Annotated in this window: 31 protein-coding genes and 1 riboswitch; of the genes, 11 read left to right on the top strand and 20 right to left on the bottom strand. The window is 66.3% G+C overall.

Annotated features, from left to right (window positions below):
- Nucleotides 1-13 precede the first annotated feature (13 nt).
- The 4 genes from rlmH to OU419_RS03780 are packed head-to-tail and all read right to left on the bottom strand — an operon-like array spanning nucleotide 14 to nucleotide 2,785.
- The gene (rlmH, locus tag OU419_RS03795) at nucleotides 14-481 is read right to left on the bottom strand and encodes a 23S rRNA (pseudouridine(1915)-N(3))-methyltransferase RlmH (protein WP_254471314.1); all 468 of its coding nucleotides are present in this window, start codon (nucleotides 479-481) and stop codon (nucleotides 14-16) included.
- Nucleotides 482-488: 7 nt separating this feature from the next.
- Nucleotides 489-842 (bottom strand): ribosome silencing factor, encoded by a 354-nt coding sequence (rsfS, locus tag OU419_RS03790; RefSeq protein ID WP_254471315.1) that lies wholly within the window; start codon nucleotides 840-842, stop codon nucleotides 489-491.
- Nucleotides 843-863: 21 nt separating this feature from the next.
- Nucleotides 864-1,520, bottom strand: a complete 657-nt coding sequence (gene nadD / locus OU419_RS03785) for a nicotinate-nucleotide adenylyltransferase (RefSeq protein ID WP_254471316.1) — start codon at nucleotides 1,518-1,520, stop codon at nucleotides 864-866.
- On the bottom strand, nucleotides 1,520-2,785 hold the full coding sequence (locus OU419_RS03780; protein WP_254471317.1) for a glutamate-5-semialdehyde dehydrogenase: 1,266 nt from the start codon (nucleotides 2,783-2,785) through the stop codon (nucleotides 1,520-1,522). The genes nadD and OU419_RS03780 overlap by 1 nt, the downstream gene beginning before the upstream one ends.
- 360 nt (nucleotides 2,786-3,145) lie before the next feature.
- On the opposite strand from OU419_RS03780, the gene OU419_RS03775 reads away from it, so the two are divergent.
- Nucleotides 3,146-4,372: an alpha/beta fold hydrolase gene (locus tag OU419_RS03775; RefSeq protein ID WP_254471318.1), complete on the top strand. Its 1,227-nt coding sequence runs from the start codon at nucleotides 3,146-3,148 to the stop codon at nucleotides 4,370-4,372.
- 69 nt (nucleotides 4,373-4,441) lie between these two features.
- Here the strand turns inward: OU419_RS03775 and OU419_RS03770 are convergent, their stop codons facing one another.
- Nucleotides 4,442-5,296 (bottom strand): class I SAM-dependent methyltransferase, encoded by an 855-nt coding sequence (locus tag OU419_RS03770; protein WP_254471319.1) that lies wholly within the window; start codon nucleotides 5,294-5,296, stop codon nucleotides 4,442-4,444.
- Nucleotides 5,297-5,359: 63 nt separating this feature from the next.
- Between OU419_RS03770 and OU419_RS03765 the strand changes: the two genes are divergently transcribed.
- Nucleotides 5,360-6,079, top strand: coding sequence for a DNA-3-methyladenine glycosylase (locus tag OU419_RS03765; protein WP_254471320.1), 720 nt, complete (start codon nucleotides 5,360-5,362; stop codon nucleotides 6,077-6,079).
- Nucleotides 6,076-7,392, top strand: a complete 1,317-nt coding sequence (locus tag OU419_RS03760; RefSeq protein ID WP_254471321.1) for a bifunctional DedA family/phosphatase PAP2 family protein — start codon at nucleotides 6,076-6,078, stop codon at nucleotides 7,390-7,392. The genes OU419_RS03765 and OU419_RS03760 overlap by 4 nt, the downstream gene beginning before the upstream one ends.
- A 3-nt stretch (nucleotides 7,393-7,395) precedes the next feature.
- Here the strand turns inward: OU419_RS03760 and OU419_RS03755 are convergent, their stop codons facing one another.
- Complete coding sequence (locus OU419_RS03755; RefSeq protein ID WP_254471322.1) at nucleotides 7,396-8,310, bottom strand: LysR family transcriptional regulator; 915 nt, start codon at nucleotides 8,308-8,310, stop codon at nucleotides 7,396-7,398.
- 99 nt (nucleotides 8,311-8,409) lie between these two features.
- Between OU419_RS03755 and OU419_RS03750 the strand changes: the two genes are divergently transcribed.
- Complete coding sequence (locus OU419_RS03750) at nucleotides 8,410-8,697, top strand: putative quinol monooxygenase (protein ID WP_254471323.1); 288 nt, start codon at nucleotides 8,410-8,412, stop codon at nucleotides 8,695-8,697.
- A gap of 11 nt (nucleotides 8,698-8,708) precedes the next feature.
- Nucleotides 8,709-9,722 (top strand): zinc-binding alcohol dehydrogenase family protein, encoded by a 1,014-nt coding sequence (locus OU419_RS03745; protein WP_254471324.1) that lies wholly within the window; start codon nucleotides 8,709-8,711, stop codon nucleotides 9,720-9,722.
- Nucleotides 9,723-9,783: 61 nt separating this feature from the next.
- Here OU419_RS03745 and OU419_RS03740 read toward each other — a convergent pair whose 3' ends face one another.
- The 13 genes from OU419_RS03740 to nrdR form a co-directional block, all read right to left on the bottom strand.
- The gene (locus tag OU419_RS03740) at nucleotides 9,784-10,593 is read right to left on the bottom strand and encodes a cobalamin-binding protein (RefSeq protein ID WP_254471325.1); all 810 of its coding nucleotides are present in this window, start codon (nucleotides 10,591-10,593) and stop codon (nucleotides 9,784-9,786) included.
- Nucleotides 10,593-11,009, bottom strand: coding sequence for an MFS transporter (locus OU419_RS03735; protein ID WP_254471326.1), 417 nt, complete (start codon nucleotides 11,007-11,009; stop codon nucleotides 10,593-10,595). Before OU419_RS03735 ends, OU419_RS03740 begins: the two co-directional genes overlap by 1 nt.
- Nucleotides 11,006-11,635, bottom strand: coding sequence for a GTP cyclohydrolase II (ribA, locus tag OU419_RS03730; RefSeq protein ID WP_254471327.1), 630 nt, complete (start codon nucleotides 11,633-11,635; stop codon nucleotides 11,006-11,008). Before ribA ends, OU419_RS03735 begins: the two co-directional genes overlap by 4 nt.
- Before the next feature lie 141 nt (nucleotides 11,636-11,776).
- Nucleotides 11,777-12,424, bottom strand: a complete 648-nt coding sequence (locus OU419_RS03725; protein WP_254471328.1) for a retropepsin-like aspartic protease family protein — start codon at nucleotides 12,422-12,424, stop codon at nucleotides 11,777-11,779.
- Between the two features lie 5 nt (nucleotides 12,425-12,429).
- Nucleotides 12,430-13,170 carry a substrate-binding periplasmic protein gene (locus OU419_RS03720; RefSeq protein ID WP_408004946.1) on the bottom strand — a complete coding sequence of 247 codons (741 nt, stop codon included), beginning with the start codon at nucleotides 13,168-13,170 and terminating at the stop codon, nucleotides 12,430-12,432.
- Between the two features lie 21 nt (nucleotides 13,171-13,191).
- Nucleotides 13,192-13,707, bottom strand: coding sequence for a phosphatidylglycerophosphatase A family protein (locus tag OU419_RS03715; protein ID WP_254471330.1), 516 nt, complete (start codon nucleotides 13,705-13,707; stop codon nucleotides 13,192-13,194).
- A complete protein-coding gene (gene thiL, locus OU419_RS03710) occupies nucleotides 13,704-14,669 on the bottom strand; it encodes a thiamine-phosphate kinase (protein WP_254471331.1) in 966 nt (321 codons plus the stop codon). Before thiL ends, OU419_RS03715 begins: the two co-directional genes overlap by 4 nt.
- 147 nt (nucleotides 14,670-14,816) lie before the next feature.
- Nucleotides 14,817-15,239, bottom strand: coding sequence for a transcription antitermination factor NusB (gene nusB / locus OU419_RS03705; RefSeq protein ID WP_254471419.1), 423 nt, complete (start codon nucleotides 15,237-15,239; stop codon nucleotides 14,817-14,819).
- 50 nt (nucleotides 15,240-15,289) lie between these two features.
- On the bottom strand, nucleotides 15,290-15,766 hold the full coding sequence (gene ribH, locus OU419_RS03700) for a 6,7-dimethyl-8-ribityllumazine synthase (protein WP_254471332.1): 477 nt from the start codon (nucleotides 15,764-15,766) through the stop codon (nucleotides 15,290-15,292).
- A 230-nt stretch (nucleotides 15,767-15,996) separates the two neighbouring features.
- The gene (gene ribBA, locus OU419_RS03695) at nucleotides 15,997-17,103 is read right to left on the bottom strand and encodes a bifunctional 3,4-dihydroxy-2-butanone-4-phosphate synthase/GTP cyclohydrolase II (RefSeq protein ID WP_254471333.1); all 1,107 of its coding nucleotides are present in this window, start codon (nucleotides 17,101-17,103) and stop codon (nucleotides 15,997-15,999) included.
- Between the two features lie 15 nt (nucleotides 17,104-17,118).
- Complete coding sequence (locus OU419_RS03690) at nucleotides 17,119-17,787, bottom strand: riboflavin synthase (RefSeq protein ID WP_254471334.1); 669 nt, start codon at nucleotides 17,785-17,787, stop codon at nucleotides 17,119-17,121.
- Nucleotides 17,788-17,943: 156 nt separating this feature from the next.
- Nucleotides 17,944-18,106: riboswitch (FMN riboswitch) on the bottom strand.
- Nucleotides 18,107-18,214: 108 nt separating this feature from the next.
- Entirely contained in the window at nucleotides 18,215-19,318 is a 1,104-nt protein-coding gene (ribD, locus tag OU419_RS03685) for a bifunctional diaminohydroxyphosphoribosylaminopyrimidine deaminase/5-amino-6-(5-phosphoribosylamino)uracil reductase RibD (protein ID WP_254471335.1), read from the bottom strand.
- Nucleotides 19,315-19,779, bottom strand: coding sequence for a transcriptional regulator NrdR (nrdR, locus tag OU419_RS03680; RefSeq protein WP_254471336.1), 465 nt, complete (start codon nucleotides 19,777-19,779; stop codon nucleotides 19,315-19,317). The genes ribD and nrdR overlap by 4 nt, the downstream gene beginning before the upstream one ends.
- 152 nt (nucleotides 19,780-19,931) lie before the next feature.
- On the opposite strand from nrdR, the gene OU419_RS03675 reads away from it, so the two are divergent.
- The 3 genes from OU419_RS03675 (at nucleotide 19,932) to trxA (ending at nucleotide 22,072) form a co-directional block, all read left to right on the top strand.
- Nucleotides 19,932-20,378 (top strand): YbaY family lipoprotein, encoded by a 447-nt coding sequence (locus tag OU419_RS03675; protein ID WP_254471337.1) that lies wholly within the window; start codon nucleotides 19,932-19,934, stop codon nucleotides 20,376-20,378.
- Nucleotides 20,375-21,031, top strand: coding sequence for a class I SAM-dependent methyltransferase (locus OU419_RS03670; RefSeq protein WP_254471338.1), 657 nt, complete (start codon nucleotides 20,375-20,377; stop codon nucleotides 21,029-21,031). Before OU419_RS03675 ends, OU419_RS03670 begins: the two co-directional genes overlap by 4 nt.
- Nucleotides 21,032-21,202: 171 nt before the next feature.
- On the top strand, nucleotides 21,203-22,072 hold the full coding sequence (gene trxA / locus OU419_RS03665) for a thioredoxin (protein ID WP_254471339.1): 870 nt from the start codon (nucleotides 21,203-21,205) through the stop codon (nucleotides 22,070-22,072).
- Nucleotides 22,073-22,130: 58 nt separating this feature from the next.
- Here trxA and OU419_RS03660 read toward each other — a convergent pair whose 3' ends face one another.
- On the bottom strand, nucleotides 22,131-22,481 hold the full coding sequence (locus tag OU419_RS03660; protein WP_254471340.1) for a hypothetical protein: 351 nt from the start codon (nucleotides 22,479-22,481) through the stop codon (nucleotides 22,131-22,133).
- 126 nt (nucleotides 22,482-22,607) lie between these two features.
- On the opposite strand from OU419_RS03660, the gene OU419_RS03655 reads away from it, so the two are divergent.
- The 3 genes from OU419_RS03655 to OU419_RS03645 all read left to right on the top strand — a co-directional run bounded on the left by OU419_RS03655 (nucleotide 22,608) and on the right by OU419_RS03645 (nucleotide 25,205).
- The gene (locus OU419_RS03655) at nucleotides 22,608-23,159 is read left to right on the top strand and encodes a DUF2796 domain-containing protein (protein WP_254471341.1); all 552 of its coding nucleotides are present in this window, start codon (nucleotides 22,608-22,610) and stop codon (nucleotides 23,157-23,159) included.
- Between the two features lie 70 nt (nucleotides 23,160-23,229).
- Nucleotides 23,230-23,937: an ABC transporter ATP-binding protein gene (locus OU419_RS03650; protein ID WP_254471342.1), complete on the top strand. Its 708-nt coding sequence runs from the start codon at nucleotides 23,230-23,232 to the stop codon at nucleotides 23,935-23,937.
- 2 nt (nucleotides 23,938-23,939) lie between these two features.
- Nucleotides 23,940-25,205, top strand: a complete 1,266-nt coding sequence (locus OU419_RS03645; RefSeq protein WP_254471343.1) for an ABC transporter permease — start codon at nucleotides 23,940-23,942, stop codon at nucleotides 25,203-25,205.
- Nucleotide 25,206 lies beyond the last annotated feature (1 nt).

Below are 25,206 nucleotides of genomic sequence, written 5' to 3'. Positions count from 1 at the left end.
AAAACGGCTACGACTACTTGTGGTAGGGGTGCCCGGACAGCACGGTCCAGGCGCGATAGATCTGCTCGCCGACCAGGATGCGCACCAGCGGATGCGGCAGGGTCAACGGCGACAGCGACCAGCGCTGCTCGCTGCGCGCGCAAACCTCCGGCGCCAGGCCTTCCGGCCCGCCGACCATGAGGTTGACGGTGCGCGCATCCAGGCGCCAGCGGTCGAGTTCCTGGGCAAGCTGGGGGGTGCTCCAGGGCTTGCCTTCGACTTCAAGGGTGACGATGCGTTCCCCAGGCTGCACCTTGGCCAGCATCGCCTCGCCTTCCTGACGAATCAGGCGCGCCACGTCAGCATTCTTACCGCGGGTGTTGAGCGGAATCTCCACCAGCTCCAGGGACAGCTCGGCCGGCAGGCGCTTGACGTACTCCTGCCAGCCTTCCTCGACCCAGCGCGGCATGCGCGAACCAACTGCGATCAGACGCAGACGCACGGCAGGCTTACTCTGCGCTGTGGTGGGCGCGGCTCTGCTCGGCGCCCTGCCAGAGGCGCTCCAGATCGTAGAACTGGCGGGTAGCCGGCTGCATGACGTGGACAACGACGTTGGCCAGGTCGATCAGCACCCACTCGCCGCCTTCCTGACCTTCGCTGCCGATCGGCTTCACGCCCTGCTCCTTGACCTTCTCCAGCACGTTGTCGGCCAGCGACTTCACCTGGCGGCCGGAGCCACCGGTGGCGATCACCATAACGTCGGTGATGCTGGTTTTCTCGCGCACATCGATAACGGTGATGTCTTGCGCCTTGAGGTCTTCAAGAGCGGCGACGGCCAGTTCGACCAGTTGTTCGGTTTGCATGTATGACTCTCTGTAGCTTGATCAGTGAGGCGCCCGGTACAGGCCGTGAGCCTCGATATAGTTCAACACCGCGTCCGGTACCAGGAAGCGCGCCGAGCGCCCCTGCGACAGGAGTTCGCGAATCTGGGTGGCGGAAACAGCCAGTGGCGTCTGCCAGACGAAGGTGATCTGCCCGGCGGGGCCGGTCATCGCCTTCGGGTCGGCAACACTGCGCGCCGCCAGCAGGTCGCGCAGATCTTCCGGCGGCTCGCTGTCGGCATCCGGGCGCTGCAGCACGACGACATGGCAGTGCTCCAGCAACTCATCCCAGCGATGCCAGGTCGGCAGGCCGCAGAATGCGTCCCAGCCGACCAGCAGGAACAACTGGTCCTGCTCATCCAGCTCCCCACGCAGCGACTCCAGTGTGTCGATGGTGTAGGAAGGTTTGTCGCGTTTCAGCTCGCGGTCGTCGACCACCAGCGGCGCTACTCCGGCTACCGCCAGCTCGACCATCGCCAGCCGCTGCGCCGCGGTGACCTGTGGGATCTCGCGATGCGGCGGGCGGGCGTTGGGCATCAGGCGCAGCTCGTCGAACTCGAACTGCTCGGCCATCTCCACCGCACTGCGCAGGTGGCCGATGTGCACCGGATCGAAGGTGCCGCCGAACAGGCCGATCCGCCGGGGACGCGCCTTCTTCATCAGGTACGCACGTGCCCGTCGCCGAACACCACGTACTTCTCGCTGGTCAGCCCTTCCAGACCAACCGGGCCGCGGGCGTGCAACTTGTCGGTAGAGATACCGATCTCCGCGCCCAGCCCGTACTCGAAGCCGTCGGCGAAGCGGGTCGAAGCGTTCACCATGACCGAGGCCGAGTCCACTTCGGTGAGGAAGCGGCGGGCGTCGGTGAAGTTTTCGGTGATGATCGCGTCGGTGTGCTGCGAGCCATAGGTATTGATGTGTTCGATGGCCGCCGCGAGGCTGTCGACGATACGGATCGACAGGATCGGCGCGTTGTACTCGGTACGCCAGTCTTCCTCGCTGGCCTCCAGCACATCGCTACCCAGCAGCGCACGGGTGGCGGCGTCGCCGCGCAACTCCACACCCTTGTCGCGATAGATCGCGGCCAGCGGGGGCAGCACTCGGTCGGCGATACCGGCGTGCACCAGCAGCGTTTCCATGGTGTTGCACGGCGCATAGCGCTGGGTCTTGGCGTTGTCGGCGACGCGGATCGCCTTGTCGAGATCGGCGGCGACGTCGATGTAGACATGGCAGATACCGTCCAGGTGCTTGATCACCGGGACCTTGGCATCGCGGCTGATGCGCTCGATCAGGCTCTTGCCGCCACGGGGCACGATCACGTCGACGTACTCGGGCATGGTGATCAGCGCACCGACGGCGGCACGGTCGGTGGTTTCCACCACCTGCACGGCGCTGGCCGGCAGACCGGCGGCGGCCAGGCCCTGCTGGATGCACGCAGCGATGGCCTGGTTGGAATGAATGGCCTCGGAGCCACCGCGCAGAATGGTCGCGTTGCCCGACTTCAGGCACAGGCTGGCGGCGTCGATGGTCACGTTCGGGCGGGACTCGTAGATGATCCCCACCACGCCCAGCGGCACACGCATCTTGCCGATCTGGATACCGGACGGTACATAGCGCATGTCGCGGATCTCACCGATGGGATCAGGCAGCGAGGCGACCTGGCGCAGGCCCTCAATCATGTCGTCGATGCGCGCCGGAGTCAGTGCCAGGCGGTCCAGCATGGCTGGCTCCAGACCGTTGGAGCGGCCATTGGCCAGGTCCTTTTCGTTGGCATCGGCCAACTGGGCGCGGGCGGCGTCCAGGGCATCGGCGGCGGCCAGCAGGGCACTGTTCTTCTGAGCGGTCGTGGCCCGCGCGACAACGCGCGAGGCTTCACGGGCGGCACGGCCCAGGCGGCTCATATAGTCGAGAACGGACTCGGTCATGATCTAACGCGTCTGCGTGAGGGAAATGCGCGATTATAGCGGGACCGCGCCCTCAGCGGCCAGACACAGCAGCCAGCCGGTAGACAGCGCGTTCCGCCAGCCCTCAGGTAACGCCGGGCATCCCCGCCCACTGGCGCCCCGCGGCGAAACGGTGACACCCGGCGCACGCAACTACCCTCCTCGCCGCCCGAAGGTTGGGTAAACAAATTCGTATCCTCTGTTTACCTTGACCATGACCCGCTGTCGTTCCCCGCGGGCCGAGCCTGCCCACAGCGGGTCCCGTCGCGACTCGCCCCCGTGCCTCCATCACACGGCGACAGGGAAGAACAACAAAAGGCGGCCCACCGCCGGAGAACTGCCATGCGCTATCGCACCGATTACAGCGCCCAGGCCCTGACCGCCGCCCCGGCGGTGCTCGACCTGGACGGTTGGCAACTGCACTACCAGGCCTTCTCCTCCCGGGAAGACGACCCGCGCCCGCCCGTCCTGCTGCTGGGAGGCGCGTTCCAGAGCTTCCGCTCCTTCGCCAGCGAGGTATCCGAGCTGCTCGCCGGCCACCCGGTGATCCTGCTCGACCTGCCCAGCCAGGGCGGCAACCTGCAACTGGCGCCGGAGCTGAGCCTGGAAGACCTGGCCGATCTCATCGCGGCCTTTGCCCACACCCTGCAACTGCCGCCGCTGATGCCCATCGGCCTGTCCTACGGCTCGGCGCTGGCGGCATTGTTCGCCGCGCGCCACCCGCAACGCTGCGGCCGGCTATTGCTTGCAGGCATCACCGCCTTCGGCCGCCCCGGCGCCCGCGCCCTGCTTGAAGAAGCGCTGGCGCGGCTGGAAGTCGGCGAGCAGGCACCGTTCGCCCACGGCGTGCTGACCGGCCTGATCAATCCGCTGCGGCTGGCCGATACCGGGGTTTCCCCGGTATTCCGCAAGGCACTGCTGCGCCAGTTGCAACGCCTTACTCCAGCGGAAATCGAGCGCTACCGGCAGAACAGCCAGCGCCTGCTGGCCTTCGCCGGGTTCGATCGCCATCCGCAATGCCCAACCCTGGTGCTGGCCGGCGAGTACGACCACTTCACCCAGCCGTGGGAACATGCGGAATTCGCCCACGCCTGTGCCGACGCCGAGTTCGCGCTGATCCACAACGCCGACCACCTGGCCCAGTTCGAGCGCCGCGATGCCTGCGCGCGACTGTATAACCCCTTCCTCGTCGGCACCCCCCTGCCACGCAGCGCCGCCGGCAGCACGCGCTTCCAGCGCCAGCAACTGATGCACCTGGAACGTCGCTTCGAACCGCGCCTGCCGCCTGCCGACAAGCGCGGCTTGCTGCGCAACAGCGAAGGTGGCGAATGGCATTGCGAGGTTGCAGAGCTGGGTTACTTCGGCGGTTTGATCCGCGTCGAGTTGCCGGCCGAACGTCCACGGCGCGGCTGGAAACTCACTGTCGCCGGCCTGCCCGAACTGGACATCCTGCCGCTGCGAAATACGCCGGATGGTCTGGCCTTCATCTTCGCACATGGCGATCCGCAGGCCAGCGCGGCGTTGGCCGCGATGATCGTGCCGATGCAGCAAGGCGCGTGCGCGGCCTGACCGGAAATTGCGCCCCGGTCCGCATCAAGAGACCGGGGCGAGCCTGCCGGATACTGCGGAGCGCCTGCTCTAGAGGCGCGCCTCGATCACCCGCACCAGGCTTGGCATGCGCCCCTTCGGCAACCCCAGCTCTGCGCCATCCACCTGCGGATCGAGCACTGCCACCTGGTTGAAACCGCAACCACGGAAGGCTTCGTCGATCTCCCCGGCGCTACGGTAATGCAGCGGATAGCCGCCACGGGTGAGCCGGCCGATCAGCCCGACCCCCCAGCGAATCTGCCGATAGCGCGGGTGCTCGCGCAGATCCGGATAGAGTTCGGTCAGGTAGGTCGCCTCGGGGAATCCCCGCGCGGCCTCTGCCAGGCGCCGCCAAAAACCCTCGATGACCGGGCGTTGGAAGTAGTTGACCAGCCCTTCCGTGATCACCGCCACAGGGCGGGCCGGGTCCAGGCCGGAGAACAGCGCGGCAAGACTCTGCTCGCCCTCCTCGGCGAGGATATCCACAGGCCGCACCCGATGCTTGCCGTCGAGCCAGCCGTGCTCCTCCAGCAACGCGGACTTGCGCGCGGCCATCGGCGGCAGGTCAGCTTCGAGGTAGGTCAGATGCGGGTAGCGCTGGCGGAAGCGACGCCCCCGCGGCGACAGCCCGCAGGCGATCTCCACCACCTGGCAAACGCCGCGCTGCTCGATGGCCTGGGTCAGGCGGGCATCGATCAGCAGATGACGTTGTAACAGGAAATCTTCGATGTTCAGACCAAAGCCAATACGCGCGCCCCAGTTGATTGGCGCCACGCAACCATGTACCCAGCGGCCGAACGCCGTAGCGAAGGCCGGCTCGGCCAGTCGGTGGCGATACCACACGTAGCCGGTGTAGTGCGCGCTGGGAGTGATATGGGCGCTGTCGGCCCGGACGCGTTCAGCCATAGTTAAGAATCTTGTTGTTATGATGCGCCAGCCTAAGACCGGCTCTCCTGGCCCGACAATCAGATGCCCGACGAACCCAACCTAAGTTTGCCCTGGCCCGAGGCCAGCCCCCTGCCGGACTCTTTCTTCAACCGCGACGCCCTCACCGTCGCCCGCGCCTTGCTGGGCAAGGTAATCCGCCACCGGGTCGGCGACCTCTGGCTGTCGGCGCGGATCATCGAGACCGAAGCCTACTACCTCGTCGAGAAAGGCAGCCACGCCTCCCTTGGCTATACCGAGAAGCGCAAGGCGCTGTTCCTCGATGGCGGGCACATTTATATGTACTACGCGCGTGGCGGCGACTCATTGAACTTCAGCGCCGGCGGCGCCGGTAATGCCGTGCTGATCAAATCCGGCCATCCGTGGAAGGACCGCATCTGCGGCGACGACGCCATCGCCCGCATGCGCCAGCTCAATCCCGCCGCCGACGGCAGCCCGCGCCCGCTGGGCAAACTGTGCGCCGGGCAGACCCTGCTCTGCCGGGCGATGGGGCTGAAAGTCCCCGACTGGGATGCACAGCGCTTCGACCCACAGCGCCTGTTCGTCGACGACCTCGACGAAGAACCGGCCCTGATCATCCAGGCCGCGCGCCTGGGCATTCCCCGCGGACGCGACGAACACCTGCCCTACCGCTTCGTCGACGCCGCCTTCGCCGCCTTCTGCACCCGCAACCCACTGCGCCGCGGTCAGGTGGAAGGCCATGACTACCACCTGCTCGGACCTCAGGACGCCCACCTGCGATGATCGATCTCGCCGCCTTCAACACCTGGATGGCCACCCATCCGCAATGGCTCGCAGGAGTCCTGTTCCTGGTCGCCTTCCTCGAATGCGCTGCCATCGTGGGCATCATCCTGCCCGGCGTGGTGATGCTCTTCGCCATCGCCGTGCTCGCCGGCAGCGGCACGCTGGGCCTCGGCGAGACCCTGCTGCTGGCCTTCACCGGCGGCCTGCTGGGCGACCTGTCGTCATACTGGATCGGCCGTCACTTCCACCAGGACATCCGCCGTCTGCCGATACTGCGCCATCACCCTGAATGGATGGCCAGCGCCGAAGGCTTCTTCGCCCGCTACGGCGTCGCCAGCCTGCTGGTGGGACGCTTCATCGGCGCTCTTCGCCCCTTCCTGCCGATGATTGCCGGCATGCTCGACATGCCCTTCGGCCGCTTCCTCGCCGTCTCCATCGTGGCCGCCGCCGGCTGGTCCATCGCCTACCTGGTGCCTGGCTGGGCGACCGGCGCGGCGATGCGCCTGCCCCTACCGGAAGGTTTCTGGATGCAAGCCGGGATCGTCGCCGCATGCCTGGCCGTGGCCCTGGCGCTGGTCATCCACGCCGAACTGCGTCGCCAGCGCAACGCATCTCTGATCGCCGCCAGCGCCGGCATCGTCCTGCTCGCCGGCATGCTGATCGGCTGGCCGCACCTCGATGCCCTCGACCACGGCCTGATGGCTCTTGTGCAGGAGCATCGCCGCGCCTGGCTGGACGAGGTGATGGTGGCGGTCACCCGGGTCGGCGACTTCCGCACCCAGTTCATCGCCGGCGCGCTCATCGCTGTCCTGCTCGCCGCGATGCGCCTGTGGCGTCACGCCATCTTCGCCGCCGGCACGATGATCGGCACCGCGCTGCTGAACAACACCCTGAAGCACTTCTTTGGCCGCGCCCGCCCGGAGGTGATCGCCGACCCGCTCTCGGCCTTCAGCATGCCCAGCGGCCACGCCTCGGCATCGTTCGCCTTCTTCCTGGTGCTCGGCGTGCTGGCCAGCCGGGAGAAATCACCGCGCGTGCGCCTGACCTGGATGCTGCTGGCAATCATTCCCGCCGCCAGCATCGCCTTGTCGCGGGTCTACCTGGGCGCGCACTGGCCCAGCGATATCATCGCCGGCGCCCTGCTCGGCTCCTCGGTCTGCGCCGCCGCGCTGTGGCTGAGCGAGCAGCGCCTGGAGTTGCCGGCGCTGACACAGCGAATCTGGTGGAGCATGCTGTCGGCCGCCGTAGCGGTGCTGGCCATCGCCAGCATCTGGGGGCTGACCGCGGCCGTGCACCGCTACCAGCCGCTGTAAGGCTCAACTCCAGGGGCGTTCGTGCATCAACTCGGCGCAGCGCAACTGGACGAACTCGCGCAACTGAGCAACCGCCCGGCTGAGCTGGGCGCGGTGGGTGCAGAACAGGTTCATCGGCGTCGCCTCGCCGAGGTAATTCGCCAACGCCACCTCCAGTCGGCCGGCATGCACATCCGCCGCTACATCCAGCCAGGACTTGTACACCAGGCCGTGCCCGGCCACCGCCCAGCGCCGTACCACATCGGCGTCGTCACACAGCCGATCGCCGTGCACCGTCACCTCGTGCTGCCTGCGGCTGTCACTGAAGCGCCAGCGCTCATGAGCCCGGCCACCCAGCATGTAGAGCAAGCAATTATGCCGCTGCAACTCGTCCGGGTGCCTGGGCTTGCCGTGGCGGGCGAAGTACTCGGGCGAGCCGCAGAGTACCCGGCGATTGTCCGGCGCCAGAGGGAGTGCAACCAGGTTCGAATCGCCGGGCAGGCCGAGGCGGAAAGCCACATCAACCGGCTGCCGGTAAAGGTCCGCCTGCCGGTCGCTGATCAGCAGGCGCAGGCTCATCCGCGGGTGCAACGCCTGGAATTCGTCGAGCCAGGGCAACAACACGTTGCGGCCAAAATCCGACGGCGCGGACACCTGGAAGTTACCGGCGATCTCGCTCTTGCCACCCGCCAGGAGCTGGCGGCCATCGTCCAGGCTCTGCAAGGCGGCGCGGGCGTGGGCCAGGTACAGCTCGCCCTCGGCGGTCAGGCGCAGGCTGCGGGTGGAGCGGGCGAACAGGCGCACGTCCAGCTCTGTCTCCAGGCGCTTTAGCGCCGCGCTGGCCACCGCGGGTGATAGCTCCAACTCACGGGCGGCGGCGGAAAGGCTGCCGCGCTCGGCGGTGCGGACGAAAATCTGCAGGTCATCGAAGCGCGGCATTTTCAAAAATCCTTTGAAAGAGAGTCTCTACTTACGCGGTTTTTCTCGCGAGCGAAAGAGAGCAGCATGCTCTCACGTTCTTTCACCCGGAGAGCTCCGATGAGCCTGCCCCTTATTGCCATCATCCGCGCCAAACCTGGCCGCGCCGATAGCCTGCAAGCACGCCTGCACGACATGCTCGCGCCGTCGCGCGCAGAGGCCGGCTGTCTGCAGTACGACCTGCACCGCGACCTCAAGGACGCCGAGCTGATCTACATGATCGAACAGTGGCGCGACGAGGACGCTCTCGCCGAGCACGAAGCCAGCCCACACTTCCAGGCCTTCGTGAAGGCCGCAGAAGCCGACCTCGCGGAACTCGATATCCGCCTGATGAACCGCATCGACTGAAAGGTACCGCCATGAAAGCCATCGGTTACACCCATAGCCTGCCCAGCAGCGATCCGAATGCCCTGCTCGACATCCAACTGCCGGAGCCAACGCCCGGCCCCCGCGATCTGCTGGTGGAAGTCCATGCCGTGTCGGTCAACCCAGTGGATACGAAATTACGCATGCGCGCCCAGCCGGCAGAGGGGCAACACAAGGTGCTGGGCTGGGATGCCAGCGGCGTGGTACGCGCCGTCGGCAGCGAGGTCAGCCTGTTCAAGCCAGGCGACAAGGTCTGGTACGCCGGCGACCTGACCCGCCCGGGCAGCAATGCCGAGCTGCAACTGGTGGATGAGCGCATCGTCGGCCACATGCCCGCCAGCCTGGACTTCGCCCACGCCGCCGCGCTGCCGCTGACCACCATCACCGCCTGGGAGCTGCTGTTCGACCGCCTGCAGGTCGCCGAAGGCAGCGCCAGCAAGGGCCAGAGCCTGCTGATCGTCGGTGCGGCTGGCGGCGTTGGCTCCATCCTCACCCAACTGGCGCGCCAGCTAACCGGCATGACCGTGATCGGTACCGCCTCGCGGCCGGAGACCCAGGAATGGGTACGCAGCCTCGGCGCGCACCATGTGATCGATCACCGCAAGCCGCTGAGCGAGGAGCTCAAGCGTATCGGCATTGGCGAAGTCAGCCATGTGGCCAGCCTCAACCAGACCGACGCGCACCTGGCCGAGATCGTCGCGAGCCTCCGCCCGCAGGGCCGGCTGGCGCTGATTGACGACCCCGAAAGCCTGGACGTACGCCAGCTCAAGCAGAAGAGCCTGTCGCTGCACTGGGAATTCATGTACACCCGCTCGATGTTCCAGACCGCCGACATGATCGAGCAGCACAAGCTGCTGGAACGCGTCGCCGGGCTGATTGACCGTGGCGTGCTGAAGACCACGCTGGGGGAGCATTTCGGCCGGATCGACGCCGCCAACCTGCGCCGCGCCCATGCTCTGCTGGAGAGCAACACCGCCAAGGGCAAGATCGTGCTCGAAGGCTTCTAGCTCGCACGCCGGCGCGATGAGGGAAGCGAAACCCCTGGGAGTTGGCTTCCCTTGACCGGCCTTACGGCGTGGCCGGATGTGCGCCGGAGAGCAATCGGCAGAGCTTCTCGGTGGCATCTAACATCGCGTAGCTCGGCCGCTCCAGGTTCTTGTCGGGAATCGGCCAGAGTTGCCCCAGGCGCGTGGCGGAAAGCTGCGGCATCTGCGTCCAGAGCTGCAGCTCGGCATGACTGCCAGCCAGGATTACCTCGGGGTCGCGCGCCAGCACGGCTTCCTGGCTGACCTGCGGTGCCGGCAGGCTCAGGTCGGCGAACAGGTTCCGGCCGCCACACAGGCCCAGCGCATCGCTGATGATCTGGTTGCCGCCCAGCGTGTAAAGCGGGCGATTCCATACCTGGTAGAAGACTTTCAGCGGCCGCTCGCGGTGGTACTGCTCGCGCAGCGCCTGCACACGCACCTCGAAGCGTTTGGCCAGCGCCTCTCCCCGATCCCGTCGCCCCAGGCGCTCGCCCAGCTCGCGCAGTTGCCGGGCGACATCCTCCAGGCGATGGGGGTCGGCCAGGTAGATGGGGATACCGAAGGACTTCAGCCGCGCCAACTGGGCGTCGGGCACTGCTCCCGGCCACACCAGCAGCAGGTCCGGACGCATGGCCAGCACCTGTTCCAGGTTCACCTGGCCGTAGCGCCCCACTGAAGGCAGGCCCTCCAGCGCGGGCGGACGCAGCCCGCCATCGAGCACACCGACCAGCCGATCGGCTGCGTCGAGTTCGAGCACCATGTCGGTGAGCGATGGCGCCAGGCTGACTACCCGCTCCGCCGCTGCCAGCGGCAAAGCCACGAACAGCGCGAACAGGCAGAAAAAGCGACGCATCAGATGAGTTGGCGGGGGATGTGGTATAGCCAGAAGATGACCAGGCTGGCGATCCCCAGCAAGAGCACGGCGACACCGTTGAGATCGACCAGCACCGCCAGCGCGCCAATCCAGGCCGGCAGGCTGCCGACCAGCAAGCCGCGGCGCTGTGCGGCGCCCAGTGTCTGCCAGGCAGCGGGCTCTGCGGGATCATCGCGGGCCTTCTGCGTGGCGATCAGCGCAAGCTTGTAGCCGCGAAACAGCGGCAACGTCGCGAACATCGATGCCAGGCCGATGACGAAGACTGGAGTGGCGAGCTGCGCAGCCCAGCCGGTTTCCTCAATGGCCGCCAGCAGCAGGAGCAACGGGCCGAGCGCCAGCAGCAGTAGCAGCCACCAGCCCAGATTCAATCGACCTCGGGTGGCGGCGCGATTCACGAAGCTTCGACCTCGGCCTCGGCCTCGCCCTGATGCATGTTGCCCAGCATGTGGCCGAGCTTGCCGGCCTTGGTCGCCAGGTAGCGCTTGTTGTGCGGGTTAAGACCCTTCTGCAGCGGCACCCGCTCGGCGACGGTCAGGCCATAGCCTTCCAGCGCCTTCACCTTGCGCGGGTTGTTGGTCATCAGCTTCAGCGAGCAAACGCCCAGGTGCCGGAGCATCGGCAGACACATCGCGTAGTCACGCTGGTCGGCCCCGAAGCCCAGGGCCAGGTTGGCTTCGACGGTATCGGCGCCCTCGTCCTGCAGGGCGTAGGCGCGAATCTTGTTGAGCAGACCGATGCCACGGCCTTCCTGACGCAGGTACAGGAGCACGCCGCGGCCTTCCTTGGCGATGGCCGAGAGCGCGCCTTCGAGTTGGAAACCACAGTCGCAACGCAGGCTGAACAGTGCATCGCCAGTGAGGCACTCGGAATGCAGACGCCCCAGCACCGGCAGGCCGTCGTCCAGCGTGCCCATCGTCAGCGCGACGTGTTCCTTGCCGGTTTCCTCATCGAGGAAGCCGTGCATGGTGAACTCACCGAAGGGAGTAGGCAGCTTGGAGGCGGCGACGAAAACGACAGACACCGGAAACTCCTGAAAGAATTTTCTAAGGAAGGAAGACCGGCATTGTAGCAGCAGCACCCGCTGCACCGTCATTGCGAATTCTGCAAGATAAGCATCGACGCCATCGATGGTTGCGGCCAGTCAGGCACCAGCCGCCGGGCGTCAATGCTTGGCCTGGATGTACATCATGCCCTGGTCTTCACGCCAACCCACGCGGTTGAGGTAGCTCATGCCGAGCAGGATCTCGGTGGGGAAGTCGCCTTCCAGCACGATCGCCTCCACGCCCAGCACTTCGACTCCCCCGAGCTTCACGCTGTTGAGCGAGACCCGCCACCCCTTGGCCGTGCCGCTGGCGGTGGAAGCCATCATCGGCGTGCCGACGGTGCGAAAGTCGATACCAAGGCGGCGCGCCTGCCCTTCGTTCATCGCCACCGAAGTCGCCCCGGTGTCCACCAGAAACTGGGCGTTCTGGTTGTTGATGGTGCCGGCAACCCAGTAGTGCCCGCCGGTGCCACGGGCAATGCCCATCTCGGTGCGCGCAGCCGGCGCTGCATAGCCATCCCCGCTGTACTCGCGCTCCAGCTCGTAGGTCTGCTCTGCGCCATCGACACGCAGGACCGCCTTGTGCGCATCGGCGCTGACCAGTTGCACCCCCGCAGGGCCGGTCTGGCCGATCTTGAGGAGCTTGCGCTGGCCGTCGATGTTGAGCACCGCCGCCCCGGGAAAGAGCCCGACGACGCGCACCTGTGGTGCGGCCAGGGCCAGCGACGAGCAGACAGTCAGGCAAAACAGGACGAACAGACGCGGCATCACGATCACTCCTTGGGCGGCAACAGCGGCTTCAGCGGCGCATACGGCCACTGCCAGCGGGCAAACAGGCGCTCGAGCTCTCCACTGTGATGGAGCACCTGCATGCGTTCATCGAATAGCTGGGCCAGGGCGCGGCCACGTTCATTGTCGGCGAAGCCAAGATACAGCGGAATCGAGGCGATATCGGTGATCCGGTAGACGCTGGCGTCGACCCCCTTGCCCTGGAGCATTTCCTCCAGCTCCGGGCGCGCATCAATGAAGAAGTCGATGCGCCGGCTGGCGAGCATCGGCAGTGCCGAACTGCGGCGCTGCAATTCGTTGCGCTGCTGCAGGTGGTCCAGATAGCGCTCGAAGGCGTAGCCACGCATCCAGGCCAGGCGGTAGCGGTCCAGCGTCGCCAGCCTGGGCTGCGGCGAATCCCTGAGCCCCAGGGCGCCGATCGGATCGACGTCATAGGGCCAGCGCGGGTAGATCACATTGTCTATTTCATTCCGGTAGGAGCCGACCCAGGCGTCCGCCTCGCCGCGCTGCACCAGGCCGACCGCTCGGACATAAGGCTCGCTGCGATAGGACAGCCGCACACCCTCGGGCTCGTACAGCGCACGCAGAAGATCCCATGCCAGGCCGCGGCCATCGGCCTGCGTATAGTTGGCCCAGACTTCACTGACGACGCGGATCTCGCCGGGCCGTTCATTGGCCCAGGCCGGCGACCAGCAGAGCAGGCAGAGCAGGCAGAGCAGCCACAGCAGTCGGCGCATCGATCATCCTCAGATCAGCCAGTGGACCCAACCCCATGTCAGGCCCTGCATGACCAGCCAGGCAAATACGCCGGCCAGCACATCGTCCAGCATGATGCCGACACCACCGTGGACATTGCGGTCGATCCAACTGATCGGCCACGGCTTGGCGATGTCTACGATACGGAACACGACGAAGCCGACCAGCAGCCACCACCATCCCTCCGGCACCAGCCAGAGCGTGATCCACATGCCGACCATCTCGTCCCAGACGATCCCCTCGTGGTCGTGCACGCGCAGATCGTCGGCAACCTTGCCGCACAGCCAGAAGCCAAACAGCATGGTGATGCCCAGCATCAGCCAGTAACCCCAGTCCGGCAGCATCTGCCAGAGTGGTATGAAGGGTAGCGCAACCAGCGAGCCCCAGGTGCCTGGCGCCTTGGGCAGGGTACCGGAGCCGAAGCCGAAGGCCAGGAAATGCCAGGGGTTGCACCAGACGGACGGGGGAACGGGTTGCGCGGGGGCCTGGTTGGGGTGTTCTGTCACGGGGACTCCATGAAATGCAGATAGCCGCCCTGGCGCGGCGTGATATCGACGCCCTTCGCGTCCAGTACGCGGACGCCGGAACCGGCCTCCACCCTACCGACCACATGCAATTGCGGCCAGTTCGAGGAAAGTTCGGGCAGGTGCTCGGGCGGCAGCGTGAAAGCCAGCACGTAGTCGTCACCCGCGCCCAGTTTCAATTGCAGTGCGCGCTGCGCGCCCAGCAGCGCTTCCAGCGGCGCGCTGGCAGGTAGACGTTCAGCCTCGATGACCAGGGCCACGGACGACGCCCTGGCGATATGGCTGCAGTCGGCCAGCAGCCCGTCGGAAACGTCCAGGGCCGCGCTGGCCTTGCCGCGCAGCGCCTGGCCCAAGGCCAGTTGCGGCTGCGGCGACCAGTAGCGTGCCAACAGCGGCTCGGCGACGGCGGCGTCGGCCTGCCGCTCGCCCAGCACCAGCGGCAGCGCTCCGCCAGCCTCACCTAGCACGCCACCGACGCACAGCAGCTCACCCGGGCGCGCCCCCGAGCGGGTCAGCGCCAGCCCTGCGGGCACCGTGCCGAACACGGTGACGGTCATGGACAGCGGACCACGGGTGGTATCGCCGCCGATCAGCGCCAGCGCGCACTCCTGTGCCTTCTGATTCAACCCGCGAGCGAAACCTTCGAGCCAGGCCGGGTCGGCGTCTGGAAGTGTCAGAGCGAGAGTGAAGGCGACGGATGAGGCGCCCATCGCGGCCAGGTCGCTGGCGGAAACCGCCAGGGCACGCTGGCCGAGCAGGAATGGATCGCAGACGGCGGGAAAGTGCACGCCGGCGACCAGTGTATCGGTGGAAATCGCCAGCTGTTCGCCGGCAGGAGGCGCAAGGAGCGCGCAATCGTCGCCGATCCCCAGAGCCACTGCCTCACCGCCGGCCGCACAGGCGGCCGAGGCGAAGTAGCGACGGATCAGCTCGAACTCGCCCATGCTCAGAACCTGTTCAGGAACTGAACCGAGAGCCCGTCAGCGGAACGAAGAGCCGCACGGGAACCGAAGTTCATGAACCACACATGAGGATTCCGAGCAGCGCATGAGTTCCGATCACGGTCTCGCAGCAAGAGCATGGACAGCTTCTCAACGCTTGGCGCCACGCAGTTCGGCGGCACGCAGGCGTGGGGCCAGCTTGTCCAGCACACCATTGACGAACTTGTGTCCGTCAGTGGCGCCGAAGGTCTTGGCCAGCTCGATGCCTTCGTTGATGACGACCTTGTAGGGCACATCCAGGCGGTTGCGCAGCTCGTAGGTGGCCAGGCGCAGGATCGCCAGCTCCACCGGATCGACCTCTTCCAGCGCACGGTCCAGGCAAGGGGTGAACTCCTTGTCCAGGTCTCCCTTCAGGCGCGGTACGCCGTGCAGGATTTCATGGAAATAGGCGCCGTCGACATCGCTGAAGTCATTGTCGGTACGGAAGGTTGCCTCGATCTCGTTGAGCGACTGGCCAGCCATCTGCCAGGAGTACAGGGCCTGCACAGCGAGGCTGCGGGCCTTGCGGCGCATGGCGATCTTGTTCGGCTTGGCGGGCTTTGCCGGAGTGCCGCTGTCCTGGCTCACTTGGCCTCCAGCTGCGACAGCAGGCTCACCATTTCCAGGGCGGACAGGGCAGCCTCGGCGCCTTTGTTGCCGGCCTTGGTGCCGGAGCGCTCGATGGCTTGTTCGATGGAGTCGACAGTCAGCACGCCGAAGGCGACCGGCACGCCAAACTGCAGGGAAACCTGCGCCAGGCCCTTGGTGCATTCACCGGCTACGTATTCGAAATGCGGGGTGCCGCCACGGATCACCGCGCCGAGGGCAATGATGGCGTCGAACTCGCCACGCTGGGCGACCTTCTGGGCAACCAGCGGAATCTCGAAGGCGCCCGGGGCACGGATCACGGTGATTTCGCTCTGGGCAACGCCGTGGCGCACCAGCGCGTCGACGGCGCCTTCCACCAGGCTTTCCACCACGAAGCTGTTGAAGCGGCCAACCACCAGGGCAAAGCGGCCTTTGGGGGTGATGAAGGTACCTTCGATGGTCTTCAGGGTCATGGACAAGTCTCACTGTTAAAGAGCCGGAGCGTCAGCGTGACGCTCCGTAAATAGGGTAGAAGAACGGCGCCGCCGTGCCAGAGCACGGCGGCGAGGTTCATTCGGGTAGTACCGAGTGCGTCGCGAGCGCAGGTCGAGCAAGGCGGGAGTCGCCGAAAAGGCGCAGTCTACTGCAGTAAATGAGCATTTCGAGGCGATTTCCAACGCGGCACGACCAAGTGCAGCAGCAATCAGTGCTGCCCGTCAGCGGGCAGGTATTCTACAACCTCCAGGTCGAAACCGGATATCGCATTGAAGCGCATCGGCGCCGACATCAGGCGCATCTTGCGCACGCCCAGGTCGCGCAGGATCTGCGAACCGGCACCCACGGTGCTGTAGGTGGTGGTCGGCTTCTGTGCGGGCGCCGGGGTGCTGGTGATCTCGCGTACATGCGCCAGCAGATCGTCGCCACCCACCTGATGGCCCAGCAGCAGGACCACACCGGCACCAGCCTCGGCCACCTTGGCCATGGCCGCGCGCAGGCTCCAGCGACCCGCCTGGTTGACCATCAGCAGGTCGCGCAGCGGGTCGGGGTTGTGTACGCGCACCAGGGTCGGCTCCTCCGGGCATACGTTGCCCAGGGTCAGCGCCAGATGCACATCGCCTTCCACGGAGTCGCGGTAGGTGATCAGCTTGAACTGGCCCAGCTCGGTATCCAGCGGCTGCTCGGCAAGGCGCTCGACGGTGCGCTCGTGGATCAGTCGGTAGTGGATCAGGTCAGCGATGGTGCCGATCTTGATGTTGTGCTGCTTGGCGAACTCCTCCAGCTCCGGGCGGCGAGCCATAGTGCCGTCGTCGTTCATGATCTCGCAGATCACGCCGGATGGCTCGAAACCAGCCATGCGCGCCAGGTCGCAAGCCGCCTCGGTGTGGCCGGCTCGCGCCAGCACACCGCCGGGCTGGGCCATCAGCGGGAAGATGTGGCCGGGGCTGACGATGTCGGCGGCGACAGCGTTCTTCGCCGCGGCGGCCTGCACGGTGCGGGCACGGTCAGCGGCGGAAATGCCGGTGGTCACGCCCTCGGCGGCCTCGATGGAGACGGTGAACTTGGTGCCGAAGCCGGAGCCGTTGCGCTGCACCATCAGCGGCAGGCCAAGGCGCTCGCAGCGCTCGCGGGTCATCGGCATGCAGATCAGGCCACGGGCAAAACGCGCCATGAAGTTGATGTCTTCGGTGCGGACACACTCGGAGGCGATGATCAGGTCGCCTTCGTTCTCGCGGTCCTCGTCATCCATGAGGATGACCATCTTGCCCTGACGCATATCGTCGAGCAGTTCTTCGATGCTGTTGAGAGCCATACGGGACAAGCCTTCTTAATGTTTGAGGAAGCCGTTTTCGGCCAGGAATGCTTCAGTGATGCCGCCGGAGCCGGCGGTCGGTTCGGCAGCCTTATCACCCAGCAGCAGGCGCTCCAGGTAACGCGCCAGCAGGTCCACCTCAAGGTTGACCAGGCGCCCGGAGCGGTAGTCGGCCATGATGGTTTCCTGCACGGTGTGCGGGACGATGGTCAGCTCGAACTCGGCGCCGTTGACTGCGTTCACCGTCAGGCTGGTGCCGTCCACGGTGATCGAGCCCTTGAGCGCGATGTACTTGGCCAGCTCGCGCGGAGCCCGCACGGTGAACTGGATGGCGCGGGCATTTTCCTCGCGCTTGACGATCTCGCCGACGCCGTCGACGTGGCCGCTGACCAGGTGGCCGCCCAGGCGGGTGGTCGGGGTCAGGGCCTTTTCCAGGTTCACCCGGCTGCCGACCTTGAGTTGCGCGAAGGCAGTGCGCGCCAGGGTTTCACGGCTGACGTCGGCCCAGAAGCCGTCGCCGGGCAATTCCACCGCCGTCAGGCAGATGCCGTTGACCGCGATGCTGTCGCCCAGCTTGACGTCGCCGAGGTCGAGCTTGCCGGTCTGGACATACAGGCGCACGTCACCGCCCTTGGGGGTGATGGAACGGATGGTGCCGATGGATTCGATTATGCCGGTGAACATGGGGCCTCCCGCATTGCGAGGGCCGCGGGCCGCAAAGCCGGCGAAGCCAGTTGGGAAAGATGTTGCATATAAGCGAACTCCTGTTTCGGTTAGAAAACAGGGCGTATCGGATCGAAGGGATTTCACGGACGCGCGCGGACGCGGCCGTTTGGCTCATCCCGTTCTCTCTTCATCCGGACTATTACCGTCGGCCCCGGAATCGCACCGGGTCTGCTGACCTTGCCCATCCGGTCAACCGGTCCGGGCAAGCGCTCGCGGGCTAGACGCATTGCGCGCCATTACCGCCGGTGGGGACTTGCACCCCGCCCTGAGAACGTCAATCGCGGTCGTGACAACTTCAACCGCGTGTGGCGTTTTACCACAGGCAAGCCGAAGTCGGAAGGTTCCGTTCACCGGACAGCCGCCTTCGCAGCGGCAGCGAAGGCGGCTATCCGCGCGGCTTGGCCGTGACCAGCCAGTCGTCTCCTACCGCGCGGATATCGCTGATCCTCAACTCGCGGGACTCGGCCATGCGCTCCAGCGGCAACTCCAGCAGGGGTCGCGCGGACGAGCCGAGCAGCTTGGGCGCCATGAAGATGCAGTATTCGTCGACCAGTCCGAGCCGGGCAAAGGCACCGGCCAGACGCGGCCCGGCCTCGACCAGGACTTCATTCACACCACGGCGACCGAGCTCGGCCACCAGCGCCGCGAGGTCGACCTGGCCATCGGCTCCGGCCAGGGTCAGCAACTCGTGGCCGACCACGGCATAGTTCGGGTCTTCAAGGGTGCTGACGACCAGTGCCGGCCCGGCCTGGAAGAATGCCGCGCCCAGCGGTACGCGCAGGCGGCCGTCGATCAGCACGCGCAGAGGCTGGCGTCGGGACGCAAGCTCGGCCTGCTCTGCGTCCAGCCCAAGCTCATCGGGGCGCACGGTCAGCCGGGCATCGTCCATCAATACGGTATCCGCGCCGGAAAGCACCACGCTCGACTGCGCACGCAGCCGCTGCACCGCGCGGCGCGCTGCAGGGCCGGTGATCCACTGGCTCTCGCCGCTGGCCATCGCGGTGCGGCCGTCCAGGCTCATCGCCAGCTTCACCCGCACGAACGGCAAACCGGTTTCCATACGCTTGAGGAAGCCGACGTTCAGCGCCCGGGCCTCGCTCTCCAGCACGCCGGAACGCACCTCGATGCCGGCGTCGGCCAGACGCTTCAGCCCCTGGCCCGCCACCTGGGGATTGGGGTCCTGCATGGCGGCGACCACACGCGCCACGCCGGCATTCACCAGCGCATCCGCACAGGGCGGAGTGCGGCCGAAGTGGCTGCAAGGCTCCAGGGTGACATAAGCCGTCGCGCCGCGTGCACGCTCGCCTGCCTGGCGCAGCGCATGGACTTCGGCATGGGGCTCGCCGGCGCGTACATGCCAGCCTTCACCGACCACCTCGCCGTCGCGCACGATGACGCAACCGACACGAGGATTGGGATGGGTGGAATACCAGCCCTTGCGCGCCAGCTCGATGGCGCGAGCCATGCAGGCTTCGTCGAGCATGCTCATTCCTTGGAAGGTTCGCGGGCGAGACGCTCGATCTCCTCGCGGAACTCATTGAGATCCTGGAAGCGCCGATAGACCGAAGCGAAGCGGATGTAGGCCACCTCGTCGAGCTTCTGCAACTCGGCCATCACCAACTCGCCCAGCACCCGCGACTTCACTTCGCGCTCGCCGGTGGCGCGCAGTTTGTGCTTGATGTGCGCCAGCGCCTCTTCCAGACGTTCGATGCCCACCGGGCGCTTTTCCAGCGCGCGCTGCATGCCGGCGCGCAGCTTGTCTTCGTCGAATGGCTGGCGGCTGCCGTCCTGTTTGATCAGCCGCGGCATGACCAGCTCGGCGGTTTCGAAGGTGGTGAAACGCTCGCCGCAGGCCAGACACTCGCGGCGGCGGCGAACCTGATCGCCTTCGGCGACCAGGCGCGAATCGATGACTTTGGTGTCGTGGGCACCGCAAAAGGGACAGTGCATGGCGAGTCTTGTGCCGTCTTGTGAGATGGAAGGAAGAGGGGCCTCATGGTAGCGCATCGCACCAGCGATGAAACCCTCACTCCCGCAGACAAGCCGGACGCTTTAGGCTATACAGGCGCCCGCCTGGAAATGTGCCGCGATGGAGCCCGCCCATGTCCACCCGTCTTGCCTGTATTGCCCTCGTCGCCCTGCTCGCTGGCTGCTCCAGCGACAAGCCCTCCTCCGTTCCGCAAACAGCCCCGGTCAGCGCCACTGTGGTCGAGCCGGTGCTGCCGGCCAACATGCGTGAACTGACCGGCCTGCTCAACAGCAGCCAGGGCGCCCTGCCCGTCGGTAGCGAAGTGGAGCTGGCGCTGCTGGTGATCGATGAACGCGATCGTCCGCAGCAACTGCTTTCCAGCGAAAAATTGTTGGCCACCGGTCAGCCGCTGCCGTTCCGCCTGATGTTCAATCCGCAGTCCTTCCCCGGCAACGCCCGCGTCGAGCTGCATGGCCGCGTCTCGCAATCCGGCCAACTGGCCTGGCGACTGCGGCCAGTGCGTATCACCCAGCCGGAAACCCGCGCCCTCGGCGAGCTGCGCCTGGAGCGCGCGCCGTGACGCCGCCCGCTCAACTGCAACGGGCGCTCAGCGAACTGCTGGGCGATGCGCACCTCTGCGCCGAGCGCCTGCCGGGCACCGACATCGACCTGTGGCTGATCGACGCGCAGAACATGGACCGCGAATTCAGCCCCGACGAAACCCGCCGCATCCTCGAAGATCCGCCTTACTGGTGCTTCTGCTGGGCCAGTGGGCTGGTGCTGGCGCACTGGCTGGCGGAGAACCCCGAGTGGGTTCGCGGCAAGCGCGTACTGGATTTCGGCGCAGGCTCGGGCATCGCGGCCATCGCCGCGACCAAGGCAGGCGCAGCCGAGGTGGTGGCCTGCGACCTGGACCCGCTGGCGCTGGATGCCTGCCGCGCCAACGCCGAACTCAACGGTGTGACGCTCAGCTACTCCGACGACTTCTTCAAGGAAGAGGATCGCTTCGACCTGGTCATCGTCGCCGACGTGCTCTACGACCGCGCCAACCTGCCGCTGCTGGACGAGTTCCTCGGCCGTGGCCGCGAGGCGCTGGTGGCCGACTCACGGGTCCGCGACTTCAGCCATCCGCTCTACCAGCGTCTGGCGATCCTCGACGGCTGTACCTGGCCGGACCTGGCCGAGCCCGCCGAGTTCAGGCACGTGAGCCTGTATCACGCACGACGCAACTGAGCTTTCCACGGACGCTCCACGTCGACCGCCGCGCCGACAGCAGGGCTACCAGCCATCCCGAGTTCGCGCACGGACCATATCGAGCGCCAGCCGGGAGGTTGTTTCCGCCGATGGGCGCCCCCACTTATAGTGGCAACCACTCTCATCGCCCCCACTCGCCCGAGATCCCCCATGAGCGATACGCCCTACATCTTCGACGCCACGATCGCCAACTTCGACCAGGTCGTCATCGAGAACTCCTTCCACAAGCCGGTCCTGGTGGACTTCTGGGCCGACTGGTGCGCGCCGTGCAAGGCACTGATGCCGCTGCTGGCGCAGATCACCGAGTCCTACCAGGGCGAGCTGCTGCTGGCCAAGGTCAACTGCGACATCGAGCAGGACATCGTGATGCGCTTCGGCATCCGCAGCCTGCCCACCGTGGTGCTGTTCAAGGATGGCCAGCCGGTCGACGGCTTCGCCGGCGCGCAGCCAGAATCGGCGATCCGCCAGATGCTCGAACAGCACGTCCCGCCGCCCGCGCCGGCCACCGACAACCCGCTGGAACTGGCGCAGACTGCCTTCAACGAAGGGCGTTTCGCCGAATCCGAGGCGCTGCTCAAAGCCCTGCTGAGCGAAGACAACAGCGATGCCGCCGCGCTGATTCTCTACGCGCGCTGCCTGGCCGAGCGTGGCGAACTGGGTGAAGCCGAAACCGTGCTGGGCGCGGTGAAGAGCGACGAGCACAAGCAGGCGCTGGCCGCCGCCAAGGCGCAACTGACTTTCCTGCGCCAGGCTGCCGACCTTCCGGACGCCGCCACGCTGAAGACCCGCCTGGCCGCCGACGCCAACGACGACGAAGCGACCTACCAGTTGGCCATCCAGCAACTGGCCCGCCAGCAGTACGAGGCGGCGATGGATGCCCTGCTCAAACTCTTCGTGCGCAACCGCAGCTATGGCGAGGACCTGCCGCGCAAGACGCTGGTACAAGTCTTCGACCTGCTGGGCAACGACCACCCGCTGGTGATCGCCTACCGGCGCAAGCTGGCGAACGTACTGTACTGATCGACCAGGGCGCCGCGAGGCGCCCTTTTTCACAAGTGCGGTGCCGCGCCTGTCTTCGCTACTCTCCCAGCCAGCTGAATACCTGCACGCCGTCGCGCACTTCAATCTTCACCTTCGGGCTGTGCCGCAAGCGCACCAGCAGCCCTTTGGCCGCTCCCGAACCGCCGGCCAGCGCTGCCAGTTCGTCCAGCAATTGCGGCCCTTCGCTACTGCCACTGCGCCGCAGGAGGTCCTGGGCGGCCCGCCACAACCGATCCGCCGGGTCGTTCGCCGCAGGAAGCGGCGCCGCAGCGGGCGGCTGCACGGCTGCCGCCGGCAGGTTCTGCGCCAGGCGCGCCCAGTCGGCATCGTCCAGCTCCACGGTCAGGTCCACCGGCATCTCACCGATGGTCCCTCGAATTCTTACCATCGCACCTCTCCTCGCGGCATTTCGCGCATGCTCCCATGCCGTTCGTTATGCGCCAACTTCGGGGCTCTGGCGTTTCCATTTCGTTTGTTATAACGTAACAAAATCATTCAAACGGTGGAGTTCACCATGCGCCCCTTGCTGCTCGCCCTCACTCTTCTGCCCTTCGCCGCCACCGCCCATGACGACCACGACCACGGCAGCCTCGGCAAGCACGAGCATGGCGTCGCCCAGGTCAACGTCGCGCTGGACGGCACCACCCTGGAGCTGGAACTGGACAGCCCGGCTATGAACCTCGTCGGCTTCGAGCACGCCGCCACCAGCGCCGCCGACAAGGCTACCGTCGCCAGCACCCAGGCGCTGCTGAAGAAGCCGCTGCAATTGTTCGATATCCCCGCCGCAGCCAACTGCAACCTGACCTCGGCCGAGCTGGAGAGCCCGCTGTTCGGCGATACCGGCGCCAAGCACGACGACGATGGCGACCACGACGGCCCCCACCACGCCGACATCCACGCCCACTATCAGTTCACCTGCAGCACACCCAAGGCCCTCGCCAGCCTCGACTTCGCGCCGCTGTTCAAGCGCTTCCCGGCCACTCAGAAAGTCCAGGTACAGATGATCGGCCCACGCGGCCAGCAAGGCATCGAGCTCACCCCGTCAAACACTGTCCTGACCTTCTGATCGCCCGCCCGGCCCTGTTCGCGCGGTGCCAGCGCGGGTAGGCTCGGGCCTTTCCCGATACCCATCCGCCATGACCGCACTGATCGAACTCGACAACCTCGGCTTCGCCTGGCCCGGCCAGGACGAGTTGCTGGACATACCCAGCTTCCGCCTGGAGCGCGGCGAAAGCCTGTTCCTCAAGGGCCCTTCCGGCAGCGGCAAGACCACCCTGCTCGGCCTGCTCGGCGGCGTCCAGCGCCCGCAGCGCGGCAGCGTCCGCCTGCTCGGCGAAGACATTGCGCAAATGAAGGCGGCCCGCCGCGACCACTTCCGCGTCGATCACACCGGCTATATCTTCCAGCAATTCAACCTGCTGCCGTTTCTGTCAGTACGCGAGAACGTCGAGTTGCCCTGCCACTTCTCACGCAGCCGCGCCGAACGCGCGAAAGGCCGCCACGGCAGCGTCGCCCAGGCCGCCGACACGTTGCTGGGCCATCTCGGCCTGGGGGATCGGAGCCTGATCGAACGCCGCGCAGACAGCCTCTCCATTGGCCAGCAACAGCGAGTCGCCGCCGCGCGCGCACTGATCGGCCAGCCGGAGCTGGTCATCGCCGACGAACCGACCTCCGCGCTGGACGCCGATACCCGCGAGGCATTCCTCCAGTTGCTGTTCGCCGAATGCCGCGAGGCCGGCGCCAGCCTGCTGTTCGTCAGCCACGACCAGAGCCTGGCGACGCTGTTCGACCGCAGCCTGTCGCTCGCCGACCTCAATCGCGCCGCCAGCCCACGGGGAATCTGAACATGTACCTGTTGCGCCTGGCGCTTGCCAGCCTCTCCAATCGCCGTTTCACCGCCCTGCTGACCATCTTCGCCATCGCACTCTCCGCCTGCCTGCTGCTGGCAGTGGAGCGTGTGCGAACCGAAGCCAAGGCCAGCTTCGCCAGCACCATTTCCGGCACCGACCTGATCGTCGGTGCTCGCTCCGGTTCGGTGAACCTGCTGCTGTATTCGGTGTTCCGCATCGGCAACGCGACCAACAACATCCGCTGGGAGAGCTACCAGACCGTCTCCCACAGCCCGCTGGTGAAGTGGGCGATCCCGATTTCCCTGGGCGACTCGCATCGCGGCTACCGCGTAATGGGTACCGATACCGGTTACTTCGAGCACTACCGCTTTGGCCGCGGGCAAAGCCTGGAACTGGCCCAGGGCAAGCCATTCGGCGAGGACCTGTTCGATGTGGTGCTCGGTGCCGAAGTGGCGGAAGCGCTGCATTACAAGCTTGGCGACAGGATCGTGCTGGCCCACGGCGTCAGCACCATCTCGCTGGTCCAGCACGACGACAAACCATTCACCGTGGTCGGCATCCTCAAGCGCACCGGCACGCCGGTGGACCGCACGCTGCACATCTCCCTGCAAGGCATGGAGGCGCTGCATGTCGACTGGAAGAACGGCGTGCCGGCCCGCGGCGCGGCGCGCATCAGCGAAGACCAGGCGCGCAGCATGGACCTGCAACCCAAGGCCATCACCGCCTTCCTGCTGGGCCTGAAAAGCAAGGTCGCCACCTTCACTCTGCAACGACAGATCAACGAATACGACGGCGAGCCGCTGCTGGCGATCCTGCCCGGCGTAGCCCTGCAGGAACTCTGGGGGCTGATGGGAACGGCTGAGAAAGCGCTGTTCGTGGTTTCCCTGTTCGTCGTGCTCACCGGCCTGATCGGCATGCTCACCGCCATCCTCACCAGCCTCAACGAGCGGCGCAGGGAAATGGCCATACTGCGCTCGGTCGGCGCGCGGCCCTGGCACATTTTCAGCCTGCTGATCGCCGAAGCGTTCGCCCTGGCGTTGGCCGGGGTGGTCCTGGGCACCACGCTGCTCTACGTCGGTATCGCCGCCAGCCAGGGCTACCTGCAGGCCAGCTACGGATTGTTCCTGCCACTGGCGCTGCCCAGCGGCTATGAATGGTCCCTGCTGGGCGGCATACTGCTGGCCGCGCTGGTGATCGGCTGTGTGCCGGCCTGGCGCGCCTATCGCCAGTCGCTTGCCGACGGGCTGTCGATCCGACTCTGAG

The sequence above is a fragment of the Pseudomonas triclosanedens genome, assembly GCF_026686735.1.
GTDB classification, from domain to species: domain Bacteria; phylum Pseudomonadota; class Gammaproteobacteria; order Pseudomonadales; family Pseudomonadaceae; genus Pseudomonas; species Pseudomonas triclosanedens.
The sequence above is the reverse complement of the archived record's forward strand: the minus strand, read 5'-3'. Positions and strand labels throughout refer to the sequence as shown.